General features: G+C 39.9%; 17 protein-coding genes. 3 read left to right on the top strand and 14 right to left on the bottom strand.

The features are described from left to right. Positions 1–118 precede the first annotated feature (118 nt). Entirely contained in the window at positions 119–1723 is a 1605-nt protein-coding gene (locus A9479_RS05925) for a methyl-accepting chemotaxis protein (RefSeq protein WP_064662925.1), read from the top strand. 179 nt (positions 1724–1902) lie between these two features. Here A9479_RS05925 and A9479_RS05920 read toward each other — a convergent pair whose 3' ends face one another. Both A9479_RS05920 and A9479_RS05915 read right to left on the bottom strand, forming a co-directional pair. Next, on the bottom strand, positions 1903–3462 hold the full coding sequence (locus A9479_RS05920; protein WP_064662924.1) for a BCCT family transporter: 1560 nt from the start codon (positions 3460–3462) through the stop codon (positions 1903–1905). A 403-nt stretch (positions 3463–3865) separates the two neighbouring features. Next, positions 3866–6112: a bifunctional diguanylate cyclase/phosphodiesterase gene (locus A9479_RS05915; protein WP_064662923.1), complete on the bottom strand. Its 2247-nt coding sequence runs from the start codon at positions 6110–6112 to the stop codon at positions 3866–3868. Positions 6113–6417: 305 nt separating this feature from the next. On the opposite strand from A9479_RS05915, the gene cysZ reads away from it, so the two are divergent. Beyond that, positions 6418–7146: a sulfate transporter CysZ gene (cysZ, locus tag A9479_RS05910; protein WP_033103808.1), complete on the top strand. Its 729-nt coding sequence runs from the start codon at positions 6418–6420 to the stop codon at positions 7144–7146. A 46-nt stretch (positions 7147–7192) separates the two neighbouring features. On the opposite strand, the gene rlmM is transcribed toward cysZ, so the two are convergent. From rlmM to hemA, 12 genes are all read right to left on the bottom strand, one after another. Further along, the gene (gene rlmM / locus A9479_RS05905) at positions 7193–8278 is read right to left on the bottom strand and encodes a 23S rRNA (cytidine(2498)-2'-O)-methyltransferase RlmM (RefSeq protein WP_028834960.1); all 1086 of its coding nucleotides are present in this window, start codon (positions 8276–8278) and stop codon (positions 7193–7195) included. A 17-nt stretch (positions 8279–8295) separates the two neighbouring features. Beyond that, a complete protein-coding gene (locus A9479_RS05900; RefSeq protein WP_016900429.1) occupies positions 8296–8664 on the bottom strand; it encodes a DUF423 domain-containing protein in 369 nt (122 codons plus the stop codon). Further along, positions 8657–9313 (bottom strand): alpha/beta family hydrolase, encoded by a 657-nt coding sequence (locus tag A9479_RS05895; RefSeq protein ID WP_064662922.1) that lies wholly within the window; start codon positions 9311–9313, stop codon positions 8657–8659. The genes A9479_RS05900 and A9479_RS05895 overlap by 8 nt, the downstream gene beginning before the upstream one ends. Beyond that, positions 9313–10209, bottom strand: coding sequence for a transcriptional regulator GcvA (locus A9479_RS05890; protein WP_064662921.1), 897 nt, complete (start codon positions 10207–10209; stop codon positions 9313–9315). The genes A9479_RS05895 and A9479_RS05890 overlap by 1 nt, the downstream gene beginning before the upstream one ends. A 119-nt stretch (positions 10210–10328) precedes the next feature. Beyond that, a complete protein-coding gene (gene kdsA / locus A9479_RS05885) occupies positions 10329–11183 on the bottom strand; it encodes a 3-deoxy-8-phosphooctulonate synthase (RefSeq protein WP_013465322.1) in 855 nt (284 codons plus the stop codon). A gap of 9 nt (positions 11184–11192) precedes the next feature. After that, positions 11193–12446 carry a DUF819 domain-containing protein gene (locus A9479_RS05880; protein ID WP_036982079.1) on the bottom strand — a complete coding sequence of 418 codons (1254 nt, stop codon included), beginning with the start codon at positions 12444–12446 and terminating at the stop codon, positions 11193–11195. A gap of 21 nt (positions 12447–12467) precedes the next feature. After that, positions 12468–13295, bottom strand: a complete 828-nt coding sequence (locus A9479_RS05875; protein ID WP_013465324.1) for a tetratricopeptide repeat protein — start codon at positions 13293–13295, stop codon at positions 12468–12470. Positions 13296–13426: 131 nt separating this feature from the next. Further along, complete coding sequence (locus A9479_RS05870; protein ID WP_064662920.1) at positions 13427–13801, bottom strand: SirB2 family protein; 375 nt, start codon at positions 13799–13801, stop codon at positions 13427–13429. 18 nt (positions 13802–13819) lie between these two features. Beyond that, positions 13820–15373, bottom strand: a complete 1554-nt coding sequence (locus tag A9479_RS05865; RefSeq protein WP_013465326.1) for a DUF3369 domain-containing protein — start codon at positions 15371–15373, stop codon at positions 13820–13822. 55 nt (positions 15374–15428) lie between these two features. Continuing rightward, positions 15429–16268, bottom strand: coding sequence for a peptide chain release factor N(5)-glutamine methyltransferase (gene prmC / locus A9479_RS05860; protein ID WP_036953989.1), 840 nt, complete (start codon positions 16266–16268; stop codon positions 15429–15431). 2 nt (positions 16269–16270) lie between these two features. Continuing rightward, on the bottom strand, positions 16271–17356 hold the full coding sequence (gene prfA, locus A9479_RS05855) for a peptide chain release factor 1 (RefSeq protein ID WP_008115176.1): 1086 nt from the start codon (positions 17354–17356) through the stop codon (positions 16271–16273). A gap of 7 nt (positions 17357–17363) precedes the next feature. After that, positions 17364–18620 carry a glutamyl-tRNA reductase gene (gene hemA / locus A9479_RS05850; protein WP_024602657.1) on the bottom strand — a complete coding sequence of 419 codons (1257 nt, stop codon included), beginning with the start codon at positions 18618–18620 and terminating at the stop codon, positions 17364–17366. Positions 18621–18703: 83 nt separating this feature from the next. Here hemA and lolB point away from each other — a divergent pair, with 83 nt between their 5' ends. Next, entirely contained in the window at positions 18704–19291 is a 588-nt protein-coding gene (gene lolB / locus A9479_RS05845) for a lipoprotein insertase outer membrane protein LolB (protein ID WP_028834962.1), read from the top strand.

Below are 19291 nucleotides of genomic sequence, written 5' to 3'. Positions count from 1 at the left end.
ACTTTTAAAAAATACCGACACAAAATTATTATTGCAAAATAAAAAACAATAGTTTGACCTAGATGTACTATGACGGGCGTATAATGCAATCAATTAGAGTGTAAATTAGGAATAAATAATGTGGTTTAGCCCAAAAAAAAGAAAACAGGCGTTTGCAAAACAGCTAGTTAGTACACACGAAGCAGCTGCGATTATCGTTAACAACGACAACACTGTTATTGCAGTGAATGACGAGTTTACATCGCTAAGTAAGACACTTAACCAAACTAATGACACTAATACATTAACTTATTTAAATAAACGTTATAATCCAACAAGCAAAACCATTGCTTGTGGAAATAACTTGTTTTTAACCCAACACATTAGCCCGCTTACATTAAAAGAGCTTGATACATGCTCGCTTCATGTATTTAAACCTGAGCCTGTGAGAGTGTTAGATGAGCAAGCTTGGCAAACACTTCTGAGTTTAGGTGAAGATATCTATGCAGTCTTCGATGATAACTCAAAGCTTGTTGCGAATAATTTAGATACGTCGAACAGTGGCGACGCTGCACTACTGCCCAAAGAAAACACTAAATTGCTAAACGTTTTACAAGATGCTTTAAATAGCGAACACGGTTCACTGTGTTTATCTATAAAAGACAATATTTATTATAATGTTGCCCACACTACTTTTAACTTCAATAATACCTTGTTGTCTGCATTTGTATTATCAAAACAATCACAAGTTGAAGACTATAAGCAATTTGAACTGTTATCTAAGGTGGTCAGCAATACCAGTACTAGTGTACTTATTACCAATAAAGATGGCTTAGTAGAATATGTTAACCCTGGCTTTGAAGTACTTTCAGGTTATACACTTGCAGAAGTAAAAGGCAAAAAACCAGGCAATTTCTTGCAGGGAGAACAAACAGACAAAGAAACCGTTAAGCGGATTTCAAAAAACCTCAAAAACAAACAACCATTTTATGAAGAAATACTAAATTTTGATAAAAATGGTGTGCCTTATTGGATTGTTCTGTCGGTAAACCCAACATTTGATGATAATGGCCAGCACACAGGGTTTGTGGGCGTCAGTTCAGATATTCGCGAAATTAAGCGCCAAGTACTTGAACAAATAAACCAAAAAGATGCAATAAGTAGCCACTCGGCTGTGATTGAGTTTAATGAAAATGGCCAGTTCCTATCTGCCAATGAGTATACCAAAAAGCAATTAAACATATCTGAGAGCTCAAACATAGCGAGTGTGTTTGGTAATTTAAGGGATCATTTAGACGCTTCACGTATTCAAATACTCAACCAAGGCAAGCCGACTGAAGTAATGATGTCATTGACGCATCAAAATGAAGACGTAACGCTAGATTGCATTATTTCTTCTATTACCGATTTAAACGGTCAGGTTTCTAAATACGTTGTATTTGGTAGTAATGTCTCTTCTAGAAACAAATTAGTTACTGGAACGCATCAATCAATGTCAACCGTATTAGGGAAAATTCAAACTACAGTCACCACCATTAATGCCGTGGCAGATCAAACTAATTTACTTGCTCTTAATGCGGCCATTGAAGCTGCGAGAGCCGGTGAAGCTGGACGAGGTTTTGCCGTGGTTGCTGACGAAGTACGTAACCTTGCCAAAACGTCAAACGAAGCAGCGGCACAAATTGGACTTTTAATAAATGAAACTCAAACGCACGTTGACGAGCTGGCCTCATTTTTAAAATAATTAAATAGTTTGGGGAAAATTAACAAACTTGCTCAATCAACAAATTAAATTGTTTGTTAGTGAATTATTTTAATCCGGTAGAGTTGATATAGCCTGAAGAAATGTGGCTGTTTTTTGTTAAAATTTAAGTGATGTATAAAATAGAAAAAGGCGCTAACGAGCGCCTTTTTTATGTGCTATTAGAGCCCTTGCTCATCTGCCATTTTTTTAACTATTTGTGGTGCTGTCCACAGTGACGGAAGTAACACAAAAGAAACTGGCACCGCGGTCACCACAATAAAGGACTGTAGCGCTGAAATTCCGCCCTCGCCAATTGAGATGAGTAATGCAGCCATTACCCCCATCATAACTCCCCAAAACACACGAATTGATGTTTGCGGATGATCGGTACCGGTCATCACCATAGATACCGAGTACGTCATTGAATCACCGGTTGTTGCCACAAAAATAGTGGTCAGTACTAAGAATAATACAGACACAACAAACCCCATGGGTAACTGCTCAGTAATGGCTAACAATGCCGCTGGTAAATTAAGCCCTGCGAAAGGTTCTGATATAACACCTGGATTATTTAACTCAAAAAATATGCCTGAGCCACCCACAATGGTAAACCAAAAGCAGGTGATCACTGGCGCAACCACAGAGATGAGTAAAATCATTTCACGAATAGTTCGGCCACGCGATATACGCGCAACAAACATCGCCATTAAAGGGCCATAACCTAAAAACCAGCCCCAAAAGAATACGGTCCACCAGTCTAACCATGGTTTATCGGCACGAAACGTAGCCATAGGAATAAAGTTATCTAAGTACAAGCCAAACGATTGAATGTAGCTATCAATAATAAACGCAGTGGGCCCCATCAGTAATATAAACAACATCAGTACTACAGCCAAAACAACATTAAAACGGCTTAACAGCTGAATACCTTTAGTAACGCCACTTACCGCTGAAAGTGTATAAATACCAATTAAACTAAATAAAATAACCACTTGTGTGGTGTAGGTGTCAGAAATACCAAACAATTTATCTAGGCCAAAACTCACCTGTAAGCCTAAAAAACCAATTGGACCTACAGTGCCAGCAACCACAGCGAGTACACAACATGCATCAACAATTGTACCAAGCGCCCCTTTCATAACACGATCGCCAAATACGGGATAAAGCAAAGTACGAGGTTTAAGCGGTAAGCCTTTTTCGTAATGAAGATGCATATAAACAATGCCGGTCAAACTGCCTAAAATGGCCCAGGCTAAAAAACCCCAGTGCATAAAGCTTTGTGCAAGTGCGTTGTAGGCGGCATCGTTAGTGCCTGTTTCACCACCAAATAGCGGTGGCGGAGAAATAAAATGTGCCATTGGCTCTGCTGCGGCCCAAAATACGCCGCCACCAGCAAGCAAAGTACACATAATAATACTTATCCACTTAAAGGTAGAAATTTCAGGGGTTTTTAAGCCACCCAGTACCACTGAGCCAGTGCGGCCGATAGCTAAGAAAATGCCAATCAAAAAGGTTAATAAAAGTAGGACTTGCCAAAAGGCGCCAAATATTTTGGTTGAGAAGGCAAAGGCCGTATTTATCCAATCAGACATCAGTTTAATGTCGTAAAGGGCCAGCGCGGCAAATAAAACTAATATACCGCCACTAATTAAAAATACGGGTATATCAACCCCATCCAGAAACTTAACTCGGGAAGAATGTGTTTCACCCGACTTTAAAGTTGCTTTAGTGGTATTCATTTATCGCTCCTAATGGTTCTTTAAAGTTACCGACATAGCGACACACCATGACATCACACTAAACCCTAGTTTCAACAAACGACAAAGCAACTCAAAAGCGAGTTTTAAGTACTTATCATGTTCACGTCTAGGTAATGTCACAACAAGTAGACTTATTGCCAATTCCTGACTAGTTTAACGCGTTAAAAACGCTAAACCAATGCCTCAGGAATGATTTGTGTAGTAGTTACACAATAATAAAAGATAAATTACATCACGGTATCAAACAAACAAAAAATATACATTTTTGCTTTAGCAAAAGCGCGGTACGTTACTAAACGTTGCTGCGCAGTGGGTACGCAAACAACGCGGCTTATCGATTAGGGCAACTAAACCTGTCGCTCTGTTAGTGATAAATACAGGGTTATTGATGCTGTTTATGCCATGTTAAATAGTTGCTGTTCGTTAATGGTTTTGCAAATAAATAACCTTGCACTGCATTCACGCCCATCGACTTTAATATGGCTAGTTGCTCAGCACTTTCGACCCCTTCGGCCACAATGTTAATATTTAAGCTATGACCTAAGCCAATAATAGATTGCACAATACTTTGACCCGATGCGCTATTGAGCACTTTATCAATAAAGCTTTTATCAATTTTTAACTCATCAATAGGAAACACGCTTAAATGTTTTAAACACGAGTAGCCCGTACCAAAGTCATCAATTGAAAACACAAATCCCTGCGATTTTAATTCTTCCATTTGCTTAACGGTCCCCATCAAGTCACCCGCTAACATTGATTCAGTGATCTCTAATTTAATTCGAGTTGGCGAGACGTCAAACGCTTCAATTGCTTTAAATAGCTCACCTTTTAAAGTGGAAGAATTAAACTGACACTGGCTAATGTTAATTGATACGCTAAAACTGTCATCGAGTAAGTTATTATCTCGAAGTGTTTCAAGTAAAATACAAATATCTCTTAATACAATATTTTGTAACTTTTGAATTAAGCCAAATTGCTCGGCAATTGGAATAAATGCATTAGGGGGGATAAGTCCTTTGGTTGGATGATTCCACCTTATTAATGCCTCAGCACCCACAAGGGTTCCATCAATTGCTAATTGTGGCTGAAAATAAGCACAAAACTCATCGCACGCGATAGCCCTAACAATGTCAGTTTCAAGCTCAGTTTGATTTTCCAGTAAGGTTTGCAGTGCGGGGTCGTAAAAGCTACTACTATTACCGCCTTTCATTTTAGAGCGATACATAGCGGTATCTGCAAATTTTAAAATATTAGCGGTTATGGCATTGCTCGTGTTAATCAAACAAATACCAATACTACAACTGACCTGAAACGCTAAATCGCCCACTTCAAATTTTTCATAAAAGACACTTTGTACTTTTTTAGCAATCAACTCAGATTCACTATTAGCTTGCATGTGGCTATCACCGACATGCTCGATAAGAATAATAAATTCATCACCACCGACTCGTGCGAGGGTATCTGCCGGGTTCAAAATAGCTGTTAATCGTTGTGATAACTCAACCAGTATTTCATCGCCTGCATTATGACCTAGTGAGTCATTTATGCGTTTAAAATTATCTAAATCTAAAAATAAGAGTGCGCCAGAATGATCAGACTGCTTAATTCGCTCCACATACATACTGAGCCTATCATTGAGCATTCTGCGATTAGGAAGGTTAGTGAGCGGATCGAAAAATGCTAACCGTTGTACTTCTTCTTCGGCAGCTTTGCGATTAGAGATATCTCTGGCCATCCACACCACATGTCTCAGTGACGGGTTATTAGGCTGGTAACTTTCAAGGGGAGCTGTTCGCCCTTCAAATGTAAGCTGCTTACCTTTTATATTGAGCTGATATTCAAACACTTGAACTTCATTAGTTTGCAACGTTTTGTCAATCACCGCCAGAATAGGATTTGCATCTTCAGGAGGCATAATATCTCTGACATTTTGATTAATAACGTGCTCTTGGCTTAAATATAAACTTTCATTAGCTGTGCCGTAAACATTGGTATACTCCCCCTCTTCACTCAAAATGAGGGTTAGATCAGGAAGCACTTTTGTAAAGGCTTTAAACTTTTCATTACTTTGCTGTAATTCAAAAAGCAACGCGTTTAATCTTAGTGACTCGGTGTGCTTTTCAAGAGCAATACTGGTGAAATCAACAAAAAAATCTATTAATTCTAAATCTTGTGGTGTCGGTGACTTTGCGCTGTCATGATAAATTGCAAAAGTGCCTAATATGTCTGATTTTGTTGAAATAATGGGGGTAGACCAACATGACCTTAAACCATAACTTAACGCCAATGCTCTATAATCATCCCATAATGGCGATGTTGAAATATCTGCGGCAATAATGCGTTTTTTTTCATAGGCTGCAGTACCGCATGAACCGACAGTTGGCCCTATTTTCACACCATTAATTGCTTGGCAATAACCCTGTGCAATATTAGGAGCCGCGCTATGAAATAGCTGCTCTCCTTTGAGCGTTAATATAGAGCACTTTGCAGAAGAGTCTTCAATAAGCTCCTCAATAGATAAACAAATATTTTCCAGTACCTCATCAAGTGGCGCACCGAGTGCTATTTTCGATAATATACTTTGTTGCTGAGAAAGCAGCTTTCTGACTCTCATTATTTCAATCAAATTATATTCCTCAACAATCACTAACGCTAAATGCGTCGCTCTATTTTAGGGCCTGTTTATAATAATTTATTATAGTCTTTTGACTATACATAATATTGAAATCAGCATCTATGCTATTTTCGTCTATTTCACGAGCGTTTGCCATTCAATACAAGGTGGCGATTTGAAATGTACTTATCAACAAATCATTTATTTACATACCATCTGTAAATACCCTTTATTAAATACTTTGTTACTTAAAAGTACTGTTTAAAATCATCAAGCTATTTATAATAGCTAAAATAGTAATAATCGATGAGGTTAGTGTGCAAATAACACAAGGTATGGAATATTTTTTTTCAGGGTTTAAGTTAATTAGTCAAAAAGGGCTAAAACGCTTTGTACTTATACCCCTACTTATTAATATTTTATTATTTGGTAGCTCCTTATTCTTTTTATTTGGCTGGCTTAGTGATGGCTTTAATGCCGTAAACGCCATGCTCCCAGAATGGCTAAGTTGGCTCGAATGGTTAATGTGGCCAATTGCTGTGCTGGTGGTGCTGTTTAGTTACAGTATGTTATTTACCGTTATTACTAACTTTATCGCCGCACCTTTTAATGGCTTACTAAGTGAAAAGGTAGAGCTTTACTTAACTGGTCAAAAAATTAACGACGACGGATTAGCTGATTTAGTTAAAGATGTTCCGCGAATGCTGGGCCGGGAATGGACTAAGCTTTGCTACTACCTCCCACGCGCTATCGGCTTTTTTATTTTATTGTGGGTACTACCTGTAATAGGCCAAGTGCTATGGGTGCTTTTTACCTGCTGGATGTATGCGGTGCAATATAAAGATTATGCTTTTGATAATCACAAAATTAGCTTTACACAAATGAAAAATGATTTAAAAAGCAAACAAGGGTTATCTTATGGGTTTGGCTTTGCCGTGATGCTGCTAACCGCTATCCCATTTGTAAATTTAATTGTTATGCCTGTGGCGGTATGTGGTGCCACACGATTATGGGTTGAAAATTACCGACCACAATACCGTAGTTAAAATAAAAAATGGGCCACTTGGCCCATTTTTTATACTCGCTAATAGATTAACTATATAAGCTCTGTGGCACTTTAGTGACATTTAAGTGCACCGTTATTTCTTCACGATCATGGTATAAATGCTTAGCTTGAAGTTCATAGCTTATGCCGTACTTCGCCATTTCTTCTCTGATCATTTTTAAACATTCATACACACTATCAAAGCGTTTTTTCATCGGTAATTTCAGATTAAAAATAAGCTCTTTTGCATAAGCATTTACTGCCCAGTCAATCATCAAGTTAGTCACTTTAGTCGGCTTTTCTACCATATCGCAAACCAACCAAGTGATGTTTCTTTTTTCTGGACGGTATTTAAAACCATCTTCTCTAAAATGCTTTACCTGACCCGTTTCCATTAAACTTTCGTTCATTGGGCCGTTATCTATCGCGCTAACAAACATACCACGGCGAACTAACTGATAAGTCCAGCCACCTGGGCATGCACCTAAATCAACGCTGCGCATCCCAGCTTGTACGCGTGACTCACGCTGTTGCTCAGGAATAAACACATTAAACGCTTCATCTAACTTAAGCGTTGAACGACTTGGGCCATCGCTTGGCATACGTAAACGTAAGATCCCCATAAAAAAAGGAGAGTTGTTATAACTATATGAGTAACCCACATACGCAGTATTATTAGCTAAAAACAGCACATGCATTACTGGGCGATTTGCTTTTGGCTCACGCAATACAGTGTTTTGTTTCTCGAGGGCTTTTTTAAGCGGGGTCGATATTTTTTTACAAAAAGTCAGTAACTCTTTGCCCTCGTTGGTATCGGGTGTTTCGACACGAAGCTCAGAACACAAAGTAAAATCTTTTGCGGCATCTACAATAGCGCCTACTCTATCTTCTACGGGCATATTTTCAATTAGGTTACCGGCAAACCATTGGCGTGCAAACACCATATTTTTAAAATCAACTTTTTTGATTATTTCGTCGCTGTGCTGCGCTTCAAAACATTCATAAATAACATAACCGGTATTTGGTTTTGCTTTTACATACCCAGCAAATCCTTGTTCGGCAGCGTGAAACGTTATTTCAGCAGCGGCATCGTTTTCAAAACCACTACGACAGTAAATCACAACACTAGACATATTAACCCTTAAACTCTTTAAAACTTAAATCGTGCAACTTGCACTAAAATAACTATCCAACCAATAATAAAGCACAGCCCACCCAATGGGGTAATTGGGCCCAGCCACTTCAACCCTGTTAAAGCCAATAAGTATAAGCTGCCACTAAATAACAATGTACCGGCAATAAAAAAACCACCCGCCATACTGAGGTGCATACCCCACTTAATTAAAATAGCCACTGCAATTAACGCCAGCCCATGCACCATTTGATACTCAGCGGCGGTTTTAAAAATACCAATGGAGTACTCTGATAAACGACTTTTCAGACCATGAGCAGCAAATGCGCCCAGTATCACTGAAAGCATGCAAAAAAAGCTGCCTGCTAATAAAAAAAGTTTAATCATGTTTATCCTCTTTTAAATTTTCAAGCGTATTCTTTATAAAGCTTGCTGCCTGTATTGCCGCAGCATTCAGGTTTTGTTGCTCAGTCACGCCACTTTTTTTACGCGGTTTTAGTGAGTGGTCACCATCCGTTAACCATACATACTTTGGCTGCTTTGGCATGGCCATTGTGGCAAGCTCTTCGCGGGTGCCAAAGGTATCCCTTTCCCCCTGTAATACTAAAAAAGGACACGGTATGTCTGCAAAATGATCTGTACGCAGTTTTTCTGGCTTGCCCGGAGGATGAAACGGATAACCAAACGCAAGCACACCTAAAACAGGATGAGAGGTCGAACAGGCAAGCATCGATGCCATGCGCCCGCCCATTGATTTACCCCCTATAAATAGCGGTAAATTTGCATCAGCTTGAGTCACTATATGTTCAAAATAAGTAAGTAGTTTAGGCGCTCGCTCTGGTGGGCGACGTTTGTTAGTTTGTTTAGCAATTTGCATATATTCAAAATCAAACAAGCCAACGTCAATACTGTACACACTAAGTTGTTTAGCCATGATTTGCATAAACTCAGAATCACTGCCAGCCCCTGCGCCATGAGCAAATATAAACTGTGCGATTGCCGGTTGCTGACTACTTCTAACCCATTCGATGCTCATTAATATTCTTGCTCCTGCTCAACTAAACTTAACATCCAGTCTTTAAACGATACAATTTTGCCTAACTCATTTTGTGACTCACGGATCACTAAGTAATAGGCATTCTTACTCTCTAAACTGTGATTGAACGGGATCACTAAACGTCCTGCATCAATATCTGGTTTTGCTAGTACGCTGTTACCAATTGCAACACCTTGGCCATGTACCGCAGCTTGTAACACCATAGAAGAATGACTAAATATAGGTCCTTGGTTAACTTGTACATTACGTACGCCGGCGGTTTTCATCCAGGTTTTCCAGTTTTTACGGGTGGTGTCATGTAGCAAGGTATGGTTTGCTAAATCACTGGGTTGGTTAAGCGCTCTGGGTCCATTTAACAGTAACGGGCTACATAACGGCACTAAATACTCAGTGTGCAGTTTATAGGCTTGCACCCCACTCCAATGACCGCGACCATAATAAATTGAGATATCAACATCGTCTGTTAACGAGTTTTCATCCTGATCTTGGGCTTTAATTCGCACATCAATTTCTGGGTATAATTCGTTAAATAAGCTCAATCGAGGAATGAGCCATTGAATCGCAAAACTGGGGGTTAAACTTACGGTTAACGAGCCTTTGGCACCACGAGCTAATAGCTTTTCAGTTGCATCTATTAGCTGAGTAAAAATCTCTTTAATATCTAAAAAGTAACCTTGGCCTTCTTCGGTTAATAATAACGAGCGATTTTTACGTAAAAACAGCTTTAAGCCTAAATGCTCTTCAAGCGTTTTTATTTGATGACTCACCGCAGCTTGCGTGACATACAACTCTTCTGCGGCTTTAGTAAAGCTTAAATGACGTGCTGCAGCTTCAAAAGCTTTCAGCGCGTTTAATGGAGGAACTCGTCTTGACATGGCAACCAAGCTTAGAATTAGTTTTTCTTATGCGGTGAATTATATACCTATGCTAGGAAAGAGTATATTCAAGCCATAAAAAAAGCGACCTAAGTCGCTTTTTAAAGTGCTAATCAACTTTATAAATCGCTAGCACTGGTATCAAGAGGGGCAAAGCTCTTGATTAAATCATCCACCGCTTTCATTTGCGATAAGTACCCTTCTAACTTGCTCAATGCTAATGCACAGGGGCCATCACATTTTGCTTCATTTGGATTGGGGTGCGCTTCAATAAATAAGCCTGCAATACCCAATGCCATACCGCTACGGGCAAGTTCAGCAGCTTGAGCACGACGACCATCGGCTGAGTCAGCTCGACCGCCAGGACGCTGCAGCGCATGAGTTGCATCAAATATAACGGGAGCCATGGTTTTCATATCATCCATACCTAGCATATCAACCACTAGGTTGTTATAGCCAAAGCTTGAACCACGTTCACATAAGGCCACATTATTATTTCCGGCTTCATTAAATTTAGTAATGATATGACGCATTTCATGCGGAGCTAAAAACTGTGGCTTTTTCACATTAATAATCGCGCCTGTTTTAGCCATTGCAACCACCAAGTCTGTTTGACGAGCCAAAAACGCCGGTAGCTGAATAACATCAACAACCTCTGCAACCGGTGCTGCTTGATGAGGTTCATGCACATCGGTGATAAGCGGAATATTAAAGGTATTTTTAATCTCTTCAAATATCTTTAAGCCTTCTTCCATGCCTGGACCACGGTAAGAATTGATGGACGAGCGATTGGCTTTATCAAATGACGCCTTGAATACATAAGGAATATTTAATTTAGTGGTCACTTCAACATAATGCTCGGCAATACGCATCGCTAAGTCGCGTGATTCAAGCACATTCATGCCACCAAATAAAACAAAAGGTTTATTATTTGCCAGTTCTATTTCATTGATATTAATAACTTGGTTGTTCATTTTAATTCCTTATGGTGCAACTGCTTGCATCATTAATCCACAAATATACGCCATATATGTACCTACACCATAGCCAAGTACAGCTAATAATACGCCGACCGGTGCCAGTGACGGATGAAACGCAGCGGCCACAACAGGGGCAGACGCTGCGCCACCTACATTGGCCTGTGAGCCAACAGCCATATAAAATAACGGCGCTTTAATTAATTTAGCCACAATGAGCATTAAGCTTGCGTGAGTTAACATCCAAATTGCACCAATAACAAAATACATCGGTGAATCAAAAATCGCCATTACATTCATATGCAGGCCAATCGATGCCACTAAAATATACAAAAAGGCTGACGCCACTTTCGATGAACCAAACGCCTCAATATGGCGTACTTTGGTAAACGATAAGCAAATACCTATCGTCGTTGATATAACAATAAGCCAAAAGAACTTACTGTTTAAACTGTATTCTTTTGCCCACGCATAATTATTGGCAAAGAAGGGCCCTAAAATATCTGCACAAAAGTGCGCTAAACCGGTAATACCAAAGGCAATAGCAATAATCATCATGTAATCATTTAGCGTTGGCATACGCGCATGCTCTGCATGGTATTTTTCAACACGTTGCTTTAAGTCTTCAATCGCAGTGGTATCTGCGCCAGCTTTAGCGTCAATCGCTTTATGATTAGCTGCCATTAATAATAATACTGCCATCCATAAATTAGCCACTATCACATCCACGGTGACCATGGCTGAGAAAATATCGCCACCCACTTCAAACATTTCTTTCATAGATGCTTGGTTTGCACCGCCACCAATCCAGCTACCTGCAATGGTTGTCATACCACGCCAAACAGCGTCAGGGCCATGTCCCCCTACCGCTTCTGGATAAACAGCACTCATTATTAAAATAGCTAATGGGCCGCCAATCACAATACCTGCGGTGCCGGTTAAAAACATAATTAATGCTTTAGGACCTAAATTAATAATCGCTTTTAAATCAATACTGATGGTAAGCAAAATTAAACATGCTGGCAGTAAATATCGCGAAGCGACGTAATATACGTTAGATTGAGAACCATCAACAATACCAAAGGTATTTAACAATGACGGCAAAAAATAACACAGCAATAATGCCGGTACATATTTATAAAATGCCACAAGACCTGGGCGTTGACTATTTGAGGTTTTGAAAATAAACCCTAAAATAATCGCCAATAAACCAAGTACAACGGCATCATTGGTAATTAATGCAGTTTGGGGATCAGCCATAACATTTCCTATTTTTTATTCTTAGTGGTGAGTTTTATGATTGTCTTCAAGTTCTTCAATTTGATGTAGAATGATTTCAATAGCAGGATCATCAGGACATTCATCAACAAAAAACTGTAAATCATCTCGTGCCATTTTAGGGCAGCCAAGCTGATTTAGTAAATAACCTCTGTCGCGTCGCTCATAGGGATCATCACCTAACATTTCCATTAATAAATCGACGCAAGTTAATGCATGACCAAATTTATTTTCACTAATGAAAGACCATTTTTGCTGCGCTAAAAATAATTTATACACTTCGTCTTCAAAAATAAGCTCTAAAGGCTCTTGTTCTTGAGGGTTTTCTTCATCAATATTTTCAGGAATGATGTACCAACTTTGTTGGCCACTGCTAGGGTCGACAAGATAACCCTCTTCATCACTCATTGCGACGTGAATGCCCACTTCGCCTTGAGTTATGCTTACACTGGCATCGAGTTTAGCATGCTGTAAAAAGTGGCATAACAAAATAGCTAAGGTTGTCGGTGTGCCACTGCGCATAGACAAGGTGTAGCTGATGCTATTTAACTTATACTCAGGAACTTTCAAGCTTGATGCACTAAATAGCCACTCACTATAAAAGCTATCAAGTAGTTTATCTAGGCGATCATGTTCGTCCGGCATCTGCTGACAAATAGACTCTATTTGCTGCTCAAACGCAGTGAGTATTTCAAGACTTGGTGTTAAGTCTATTTGAGGGTCCCATTTAGCTTCAGCTTTGATACAACGATATATAGCCGGCGGCAAAAAATCATCGTAAGCATCTTCTATATAAGATTCATCGTGTTCATCAAACCCGAGGGTGGTCATTCATACTACAACATTCTAGAAAACGAGGACGTAGTTTACCTAATTTTAAAGCTAGATACCAATAATCAGAAATGAATTGAAGAGGTAAGCTTTACACCTTTGGTGTGCAAAGCTTAAATAGGCATTGTTAATTATAACAACAGCGGTGCTTTCGCTGTTGCTAAGTAACCAATAGCTAAAATAACAGCGGTGTTAAGTACTAAAAATACGACTTTTGGAACGGTTGTCGTTTGTTTAGCGCTAATAATACCCACAACAATATAAACGATAACTAGAATAATTTTTTCTAATAACCAAAGCTGCTCTAATGGGTTTATTTTAGCCACTGCCATTAAACCGATGGCTGAGACAATTAATAAAGTGTCTATACTGTGGCTACCAATGAAAACCAATTTATTTTTGGCAAGGCTGCCACTGCCCATACGAGAAAAAGAACGTACGTAAAATAAAATAATACTCACTAGCGCAATGGCCATGTGTGAGTGTTTTAATGCTAAATAATCCATAGGTATTGTTACTTCTGTTTAGTTATGTGTTTTGTCAGGAAAGCGTAAAAGTACCGCTTCGAGGTCTTCAAGTTTATCATTAAATACATCAACAAGTTTAGGATCAAAATGCGTTCCTTTATTTGCGTTGATCTCCGCAACCGCTTCTTCAAGTGTCCACGCACCTTTATAACAACGTTTATGGCGCAGTGCATCATACACATCAGCCAATGCCACTATTCTGGCAAAAATATCAATACGCTCCCCCTTTAATCCACTAGGGTAACCAGAACCATCCCACTTTTCGTGGTGCTGCTGTGCGATTAATGCCCCTGCGCTGACTATTTTACGCGGTGAATCTTTCAAAATAGCATAGCCTTTTCCAGCATGAGTTTTCATAACTTCCCACTCTTCGCTATTTAACTTGCCAGGCTTATTTAAAATTGCATCCGGAATACCTATTTTACCCACATCATGTAAAGGCGATGCAAAGCGAATTAAATTCGCTTGCTCTTCAGATAACCCGTAGGCTAATGCTAATTCATAGCAAATATAAGCAACCCGTTTTACATGATTACCCGTTTCGCACGAGCGCTGTTCAACGGCTTCACTTAAACGATAAACAAGCTCTTGTTGTGTGGCTTCAACTTCAGTATGTAACTGCACATTTTCAAATGCCAACTGCACATTTTGAGAAAAGATTTCAATTAGGTTTCGTTGTGTATCCGTCAACTTTGACGGCACACCTGATACAAACAACATTGAATTATGGTTAAATTTACTGCTGCAATAAGCAAACAAATAATCATCTCTGTACACAATTGCTTTGTTAGCAAGGGCCTCTTGGCACGCTAACAGTTGGTCTTCTGCTAGTACGGTTTCTAACTCTTCTCCCTCGCGCTTAGCAAAATCGCCGGTACCAGAGCAAACAATCAGTTTTTTATTCATCTCCTCTGACGGATTTTGTGCAACTAAGGTGGTGGCATACATGGCTTCATCAGCAACGTTTAGTAAAGAAGTAAGCTGCTGCATCACGCCTTCAATAAAGTTATCCATTGAATGGGTTGCAAAAATATTGCGCGAAGCGGTGATTATTTTTTCTAGCCCTTCACGCGATTGCTCAATCGAAATAATATCGCGGTACGAGCGAAGACTTGCCATCATAACGGTGAATAGTTTTTGTGCGGTAAGTTCTGTTTTAGATTTATAGTCATTAATATCGTAATTTACGATTACTTGGCGCTCGGGTGCTTGGCCTGGCTGCCCGGTTCGTAGAATAATGCGAATATAATTATTTTTAACGGTATCACGAATGTATTTTGCTACTTGCAAACCCGCATCGTCTGTTTCCATAACAACATCGAGTAGGATGATGGCCGCATCAGGATGATCATCAATCAACTTTTTCGCTTCTGCGCCTGAATAAGCACTTATAAACTCCAAGCGTCTATCTTGAAACTTAAAATCACTCAACGCTAAACGCGTAACAGCATGAACCTCGGGTTCATCATCAACAATTAGAACTTTCCATGTTCCTTGCTCTTCACTTACTACTTCAGGTGGTTGTTCATTTGAAAATAAAAAATCTTCCATCACAAAGAGTTCCTTAAAACATATGCAAACAAACAACGGGGCTATTTTTAATAAGTTAAGGCCATTGTCCGAAAGTTACGCGGTCGTTATTACCAAGATCTTTCACTGTGCTTACATTTATAAACGCCATTTGGTTGAATATATGGCGAACAGCTGCACTTTGCTCAAATCCGTGTTCAATTAAAAGATAGCCATTAGAATGTAAATAGTCACGTGATTGTGTAATTATTTGTTTAATATCAGCTAATCCAGCATCATCTGCAACCAATGCAGACAAAGGCTCAAAGCGCACATCACCTTGGTGCAAGTGTTTATCGTTATATTCTATATAGGGAGGGTTGGTTACAATTAGATCAAATTTTTTATTATTTAACGCGCTAAACCAATTGCTTTGTTCAACACACACATTATTTATCGCTAATCGTTTTTGATTACGTTTGGCCAGTGCCACCGCATCATCAATACGATCAACGGCAATAATATCCCATGTAGGCATTTCACTACCAAGCGCAAGTGCAATTGCTCCAGTGCCTGTGCCTAAATCGAGCACTTTGGCGTCATTTGGTACATTACATGCAAGCGCAAGCTCAACTAAGGTTTCTGTATCAGGGCGAGGAATGAGTGTTGTTGGATTTACTTCAAGCTGTAAACTCCAAAACTCACGATACCCTGTAATGTGCGAAACAGGTTCGCCGTTTAAACGACGCTCACATGCACGCTCAAACGCTTGTGATTGCTCATCCGTTAATTGTTTTTCTGGCCAAGTAAATAAATAACTACGTGGCTTTTGTAAAATATTAAGCAGTAGTACTTGAGCATCTAACTTTGCGCTATCACTACTTGATGCTAATAAATTAGCACCGGTAGTAATAGCGTTTTCAACAGTGAGGTTCACGATTAATCGTCGCCCATCGCTGCTAATAAGTCGGCCTGATGCTCTTGCATTAGCGGCTCAACCACAGCGCCTAAATCACCAGCTACCACTTCGTTTAAACGATAAAGCGTTAAGTTAATACGGTGATCGGTAATACGCCCCTGCGGATAGTTGTATGTACGAATACGCTCAGAACGATCGCCACTGCCCACTAAATTACGACGTTCAGACGCCTCAGCTGCATGACGTTTTTCATCTTCAGCCTGTTGCAAACGCGCCGCCAATACCGACATCGCTTTTGCACGGTTTTTATGTTGAGAACGCTCATCTTGACACTCAACCACAACACCGGTTGGTAAATGAGTAATACGAATGGCAGAGTCGGTTTTATTAACGTGCTGACCACCCGCGCCCGATGCTCTAAAGGTATCAACTTTAATATCGGCGGTATTAATTTCTATGGCTTCGGCTTCTGGCACTTCAGCCATTACAGCAACAGTACAGGCTGAGGTATGTACGCGCCCTTGTGACTCAGTTTCTGGGACGCGCTGTACACGGTGCACGCCTGATTCAAATTTTAATTGCCCATACACACCTTCACCGCTGATGTTAGCAATTACTTCTTTGTAGCCGCCATGTTCACCTTCGTTGGTCGTCACAACTTCTACTTTCCATTTTTTTGTTTCTGCGTAGCGGCTGTACATTCTAAACAAGTCGCCAGCAAAAATAGCGGCCTCGTCGCCCCCTGTTCCGGCGCGAACTTCTAAAAACACGTTGTTATTGTCTTTCGGATCTTTAGGCAACATAAGCACTTGAATGTCGTCTTCTAAAGTCGAAATTTGTGCTTTTGCTTCTTTATATTCTTCTTGTGCCATTTCGCGCATTTCAGGATCTGAATCTTTTAGCATTTCTTCAGCGCTACTCAAGTCTTCTTGTGCTTGCTGGTATGCTAAAAACGTTTTCACCACTTCTTCAAGCTCAGAGTATTCTTTTGAAAGAGTACGAAAGCGGTTTTGATCACTAATGACCGATGGGTCACTTAGTAGCGCTTGAACTTCTTCATAGCGCTCAACTAAGGTTTCTAATTTACGATAAACGGACTCTTTCATTTAACTGTTATTCCTGATCTATACCTAACATTTTTTTCAATTGGTTTAACTGAGCCACTTCACCTTTTTTCGCTGCATCTTGGATGGCACGGGTAGGCGCGTGCATTAAGCGATTGGTTAATTTATTGGCCAGCTCTAAAATTACTTTTTCTGCGTCTTTACCTGTATTTAGCTGACTAAGCGCCCTATCTACAAGTTCTGCTTTTGTTGTTTGTACATCATTACGGTAGTGGCGAATTAAATCCACTGAATCAAGCGAGCGCAACCACATAAAAAACTCTTTGGTGCGCTCACTAATAATAATTTGTGCTTGCTCTGCCGCTTGCTCACGAGCAGCCATGTTTTCACTAACAATGGCTTGTAAGTCATCGACCGAGTACAAGTAGGCGTCGTCGAGCTCACCGACTTGGCTTTCAATATCGCGTGGTACAGCTATATCAATAAACAGCATCGGCTTATAGCGGCGTTGTTTCAGTGCTTGCTCAACTACACCTTTACCAATAATGGGCAAAGTGCTGGCGGTGGAGCTAATCACAATATCAGCTTGATGCAAACGTTCAGGCAATTGTGCCAACGCAATAACATCGGCTGATACTTCATCGGCTAAACTGCGCGCTCTTTCTATTGTTCTGTTGGCAACAGTAATTTTTTGCGGCTCATTTTGGTATAAATGTTTTGCTACCAGCTCTATGGTTTCACCGGCACCAATGAGTAACACCTTGGTTTTATCCAGCTTTCCATAAATATGCTTTGCTAAATTAACTGCCGCAAAGGCAACCGATACAGCACTGGCACCAATGTTGGTTTCGGTACGGACTTCTTTTGCCACCGAAAACGTTTTTTGAAACAAACGGTCAAACGTAACGCCCACCGCATCATGGGTTTTGGCACTATTATAGGCTTGTTTTATTTGCCCTAAAATTTGTGGTTCGCCTAACACCAGCGAGTCAAGCCCACAGGCTACACGCATCAAATGATTTATTGCAGCGCTGTCTTCATGACAGTAGATATTTTTACTCAGTTCATGTTCATCTAAACCATGGAAACTGGCCAACCATTGCAACAATGTTTGGGAATTTTGCTGTGCAAGGCTACAATACACCTCAGTGCGATTACAGGTAGAGACAATAACCGCTTCATTAAAGTCGGCATGGCCACTTAATTGTTGTAGCGCCTCTGAAATTTGCTCAGGCGAAAAGGCCACTTTTTCTCGTAATTCTACGGATGCGGTTTTGTGATTAATACCAAGTGCTATTATGGTCATATCTGCCAAATATTGCTGAGCCCTACTACATAGGCGGCAATTTTATCAAAAATCTCAGGAATATGGAAAGTAAGGAACAACATTTGACTCGACAATATTTGATTTTAACACTGCTATTTGTATTTTTAACCGGCTGCGCAAGTAAAAACAATTACAAAACAGAGCTTTACGAAGACTGGAAGTTACGCCTTGGCGAGCAAAAAACTTGGCAAGTAGACGGTAAACTTGCGTTTATTAGCCCAGATGAGCGCCAATCTGCCAACTTAAATTGGCAACAAACACAAAATAGTAATTATTTAGTGTTAACCACGTTTATTGGCACACGGATTTTATCGCTTAAACAAACCGCAGTCGGCGCCGAATTAATCTTTGATGACCAACCGTATTTTGATAGTAACGCCAGTGCACTTTTACAACGTTTAACAGGGTTTACTTTACCGGTTAATAACGCAGGCCCATGGTTAAAAGCTACCATTGACGATCACACCTTAGAAATTGATCAATTAGGGCGTGCTAAAAGCGTGTTATGGTTTGATGATAATGGTAAAAAGTGGCAAATAAGTTACACAAGTTACGTCCAAAAATACGGTTTTTGGTTACCGAATGCTTTAACCTTAACCCATGAAAAGATTAAAATTAAAATCAAACTCTATGACTGGCAGTTTAACTAA

It is taken from the genome of Pseudoalteromonas sp. MQS005 (assembly GCF_001661605.1).
In the GTDB taxonomy this organism is placed as follows: Bacteria; Pseudomonadota; Gammaproteobacteria; order Enterobacterales; family Alteromonadaceae; genus Pseudoalteromonas; species Pseudoalteromonas tetraodonis.
The sequence above is the reverse complement of the archived record's forward strand: the minus strand, read 5'-3'. Positions and strand labels throughout refer to the sequence as shown.

Coding starts and splice junctions, on each gene's coding strand:
- A9479_RS05865 (WP_013465326.1), bottom strand. CDS start 15,373: ATGGAAGATTTTTTATTTTCAAATGAACAACCACCTGAAGTAGTAAGT.
- hemA (WP_024602657.1), bottom strand. CDS start 18,620: ATGACCATAATAGCACTTGGTATTAATCACAAAACCGCATCCGTAGAA.
- prfA (WP_008115176.1), bottom strand. CDS start 17,356: ATGAAAGAGTCCGTTTATCGTAAATTAGAAACCTTAGTTGAGCGCTAT.
- A9479_RS05890 (WP_064662921.1), bottom strand. CDS start 10,209: ATGTCAAGACGAGTTCCTCCATTAAACGCGCTGAAAGCTTTTGAAGCT.
- A9479_RS05900 (WP_016900429.1), bottom strand. CDS start 8,664: ATGATTAAACTTTTTTTATTAGCAGGCAGCTTTTTTTGCATGCTTTCA.
- A9479_RS05880 (WP_036982079.1), bottom strand. CDS start 12,446: ATGGCTGATCCCCAAACTGCATTAATTACCAATGATGCCGTTGTACTT.
- A9479_RS05895 (WP_064662922.1), bottom strand. CDS start 9,313: ATGAGCATCGAATGGGTTAGAAGTAGTCAGCAACCGGCAATCGCACAG.
- rlmM (WP_028834960.1), bottom strand. CDS start 8,278: ATGTCTAGTGTTGTGATTTACTGTCGTAGTGGTTTTGAAAACGATGCC.
- A9479_RS05925 (WP_064662925.1), top strand. CDS start 119: ATGTGGTTTAGCCCAAAAAAAAGAAAACAGGCGTTTGCAAAACAGCTA.
- kdsA (WP_013465322.1), bottom strand. CDS start 11,183: ATGAACAACCAAGTTATTAATATCAATGAAATAGAACTGGCAAATAAT.
- A9479_RS05920 (WP_064662924.1), bottom strand. CDS start 3,462: ATGAATACCACTAAAGCAACTTTAAAGTCGGGTGAAACACATTCTTCC.
- A9479_RS05870 (WP_064662920.1), bottom strand. CDS start 13,801: ATGGATTATTTAGCATTAAAACACTCACACATGGCCATTGCGCTAGTG.
- A9479_RS05875 (WP_013465324.1), bottom strand. CDS start 13,295: ATGACCACCCTCGGGTTTGATGAACACGATGAATCTTATATAGAAGAT.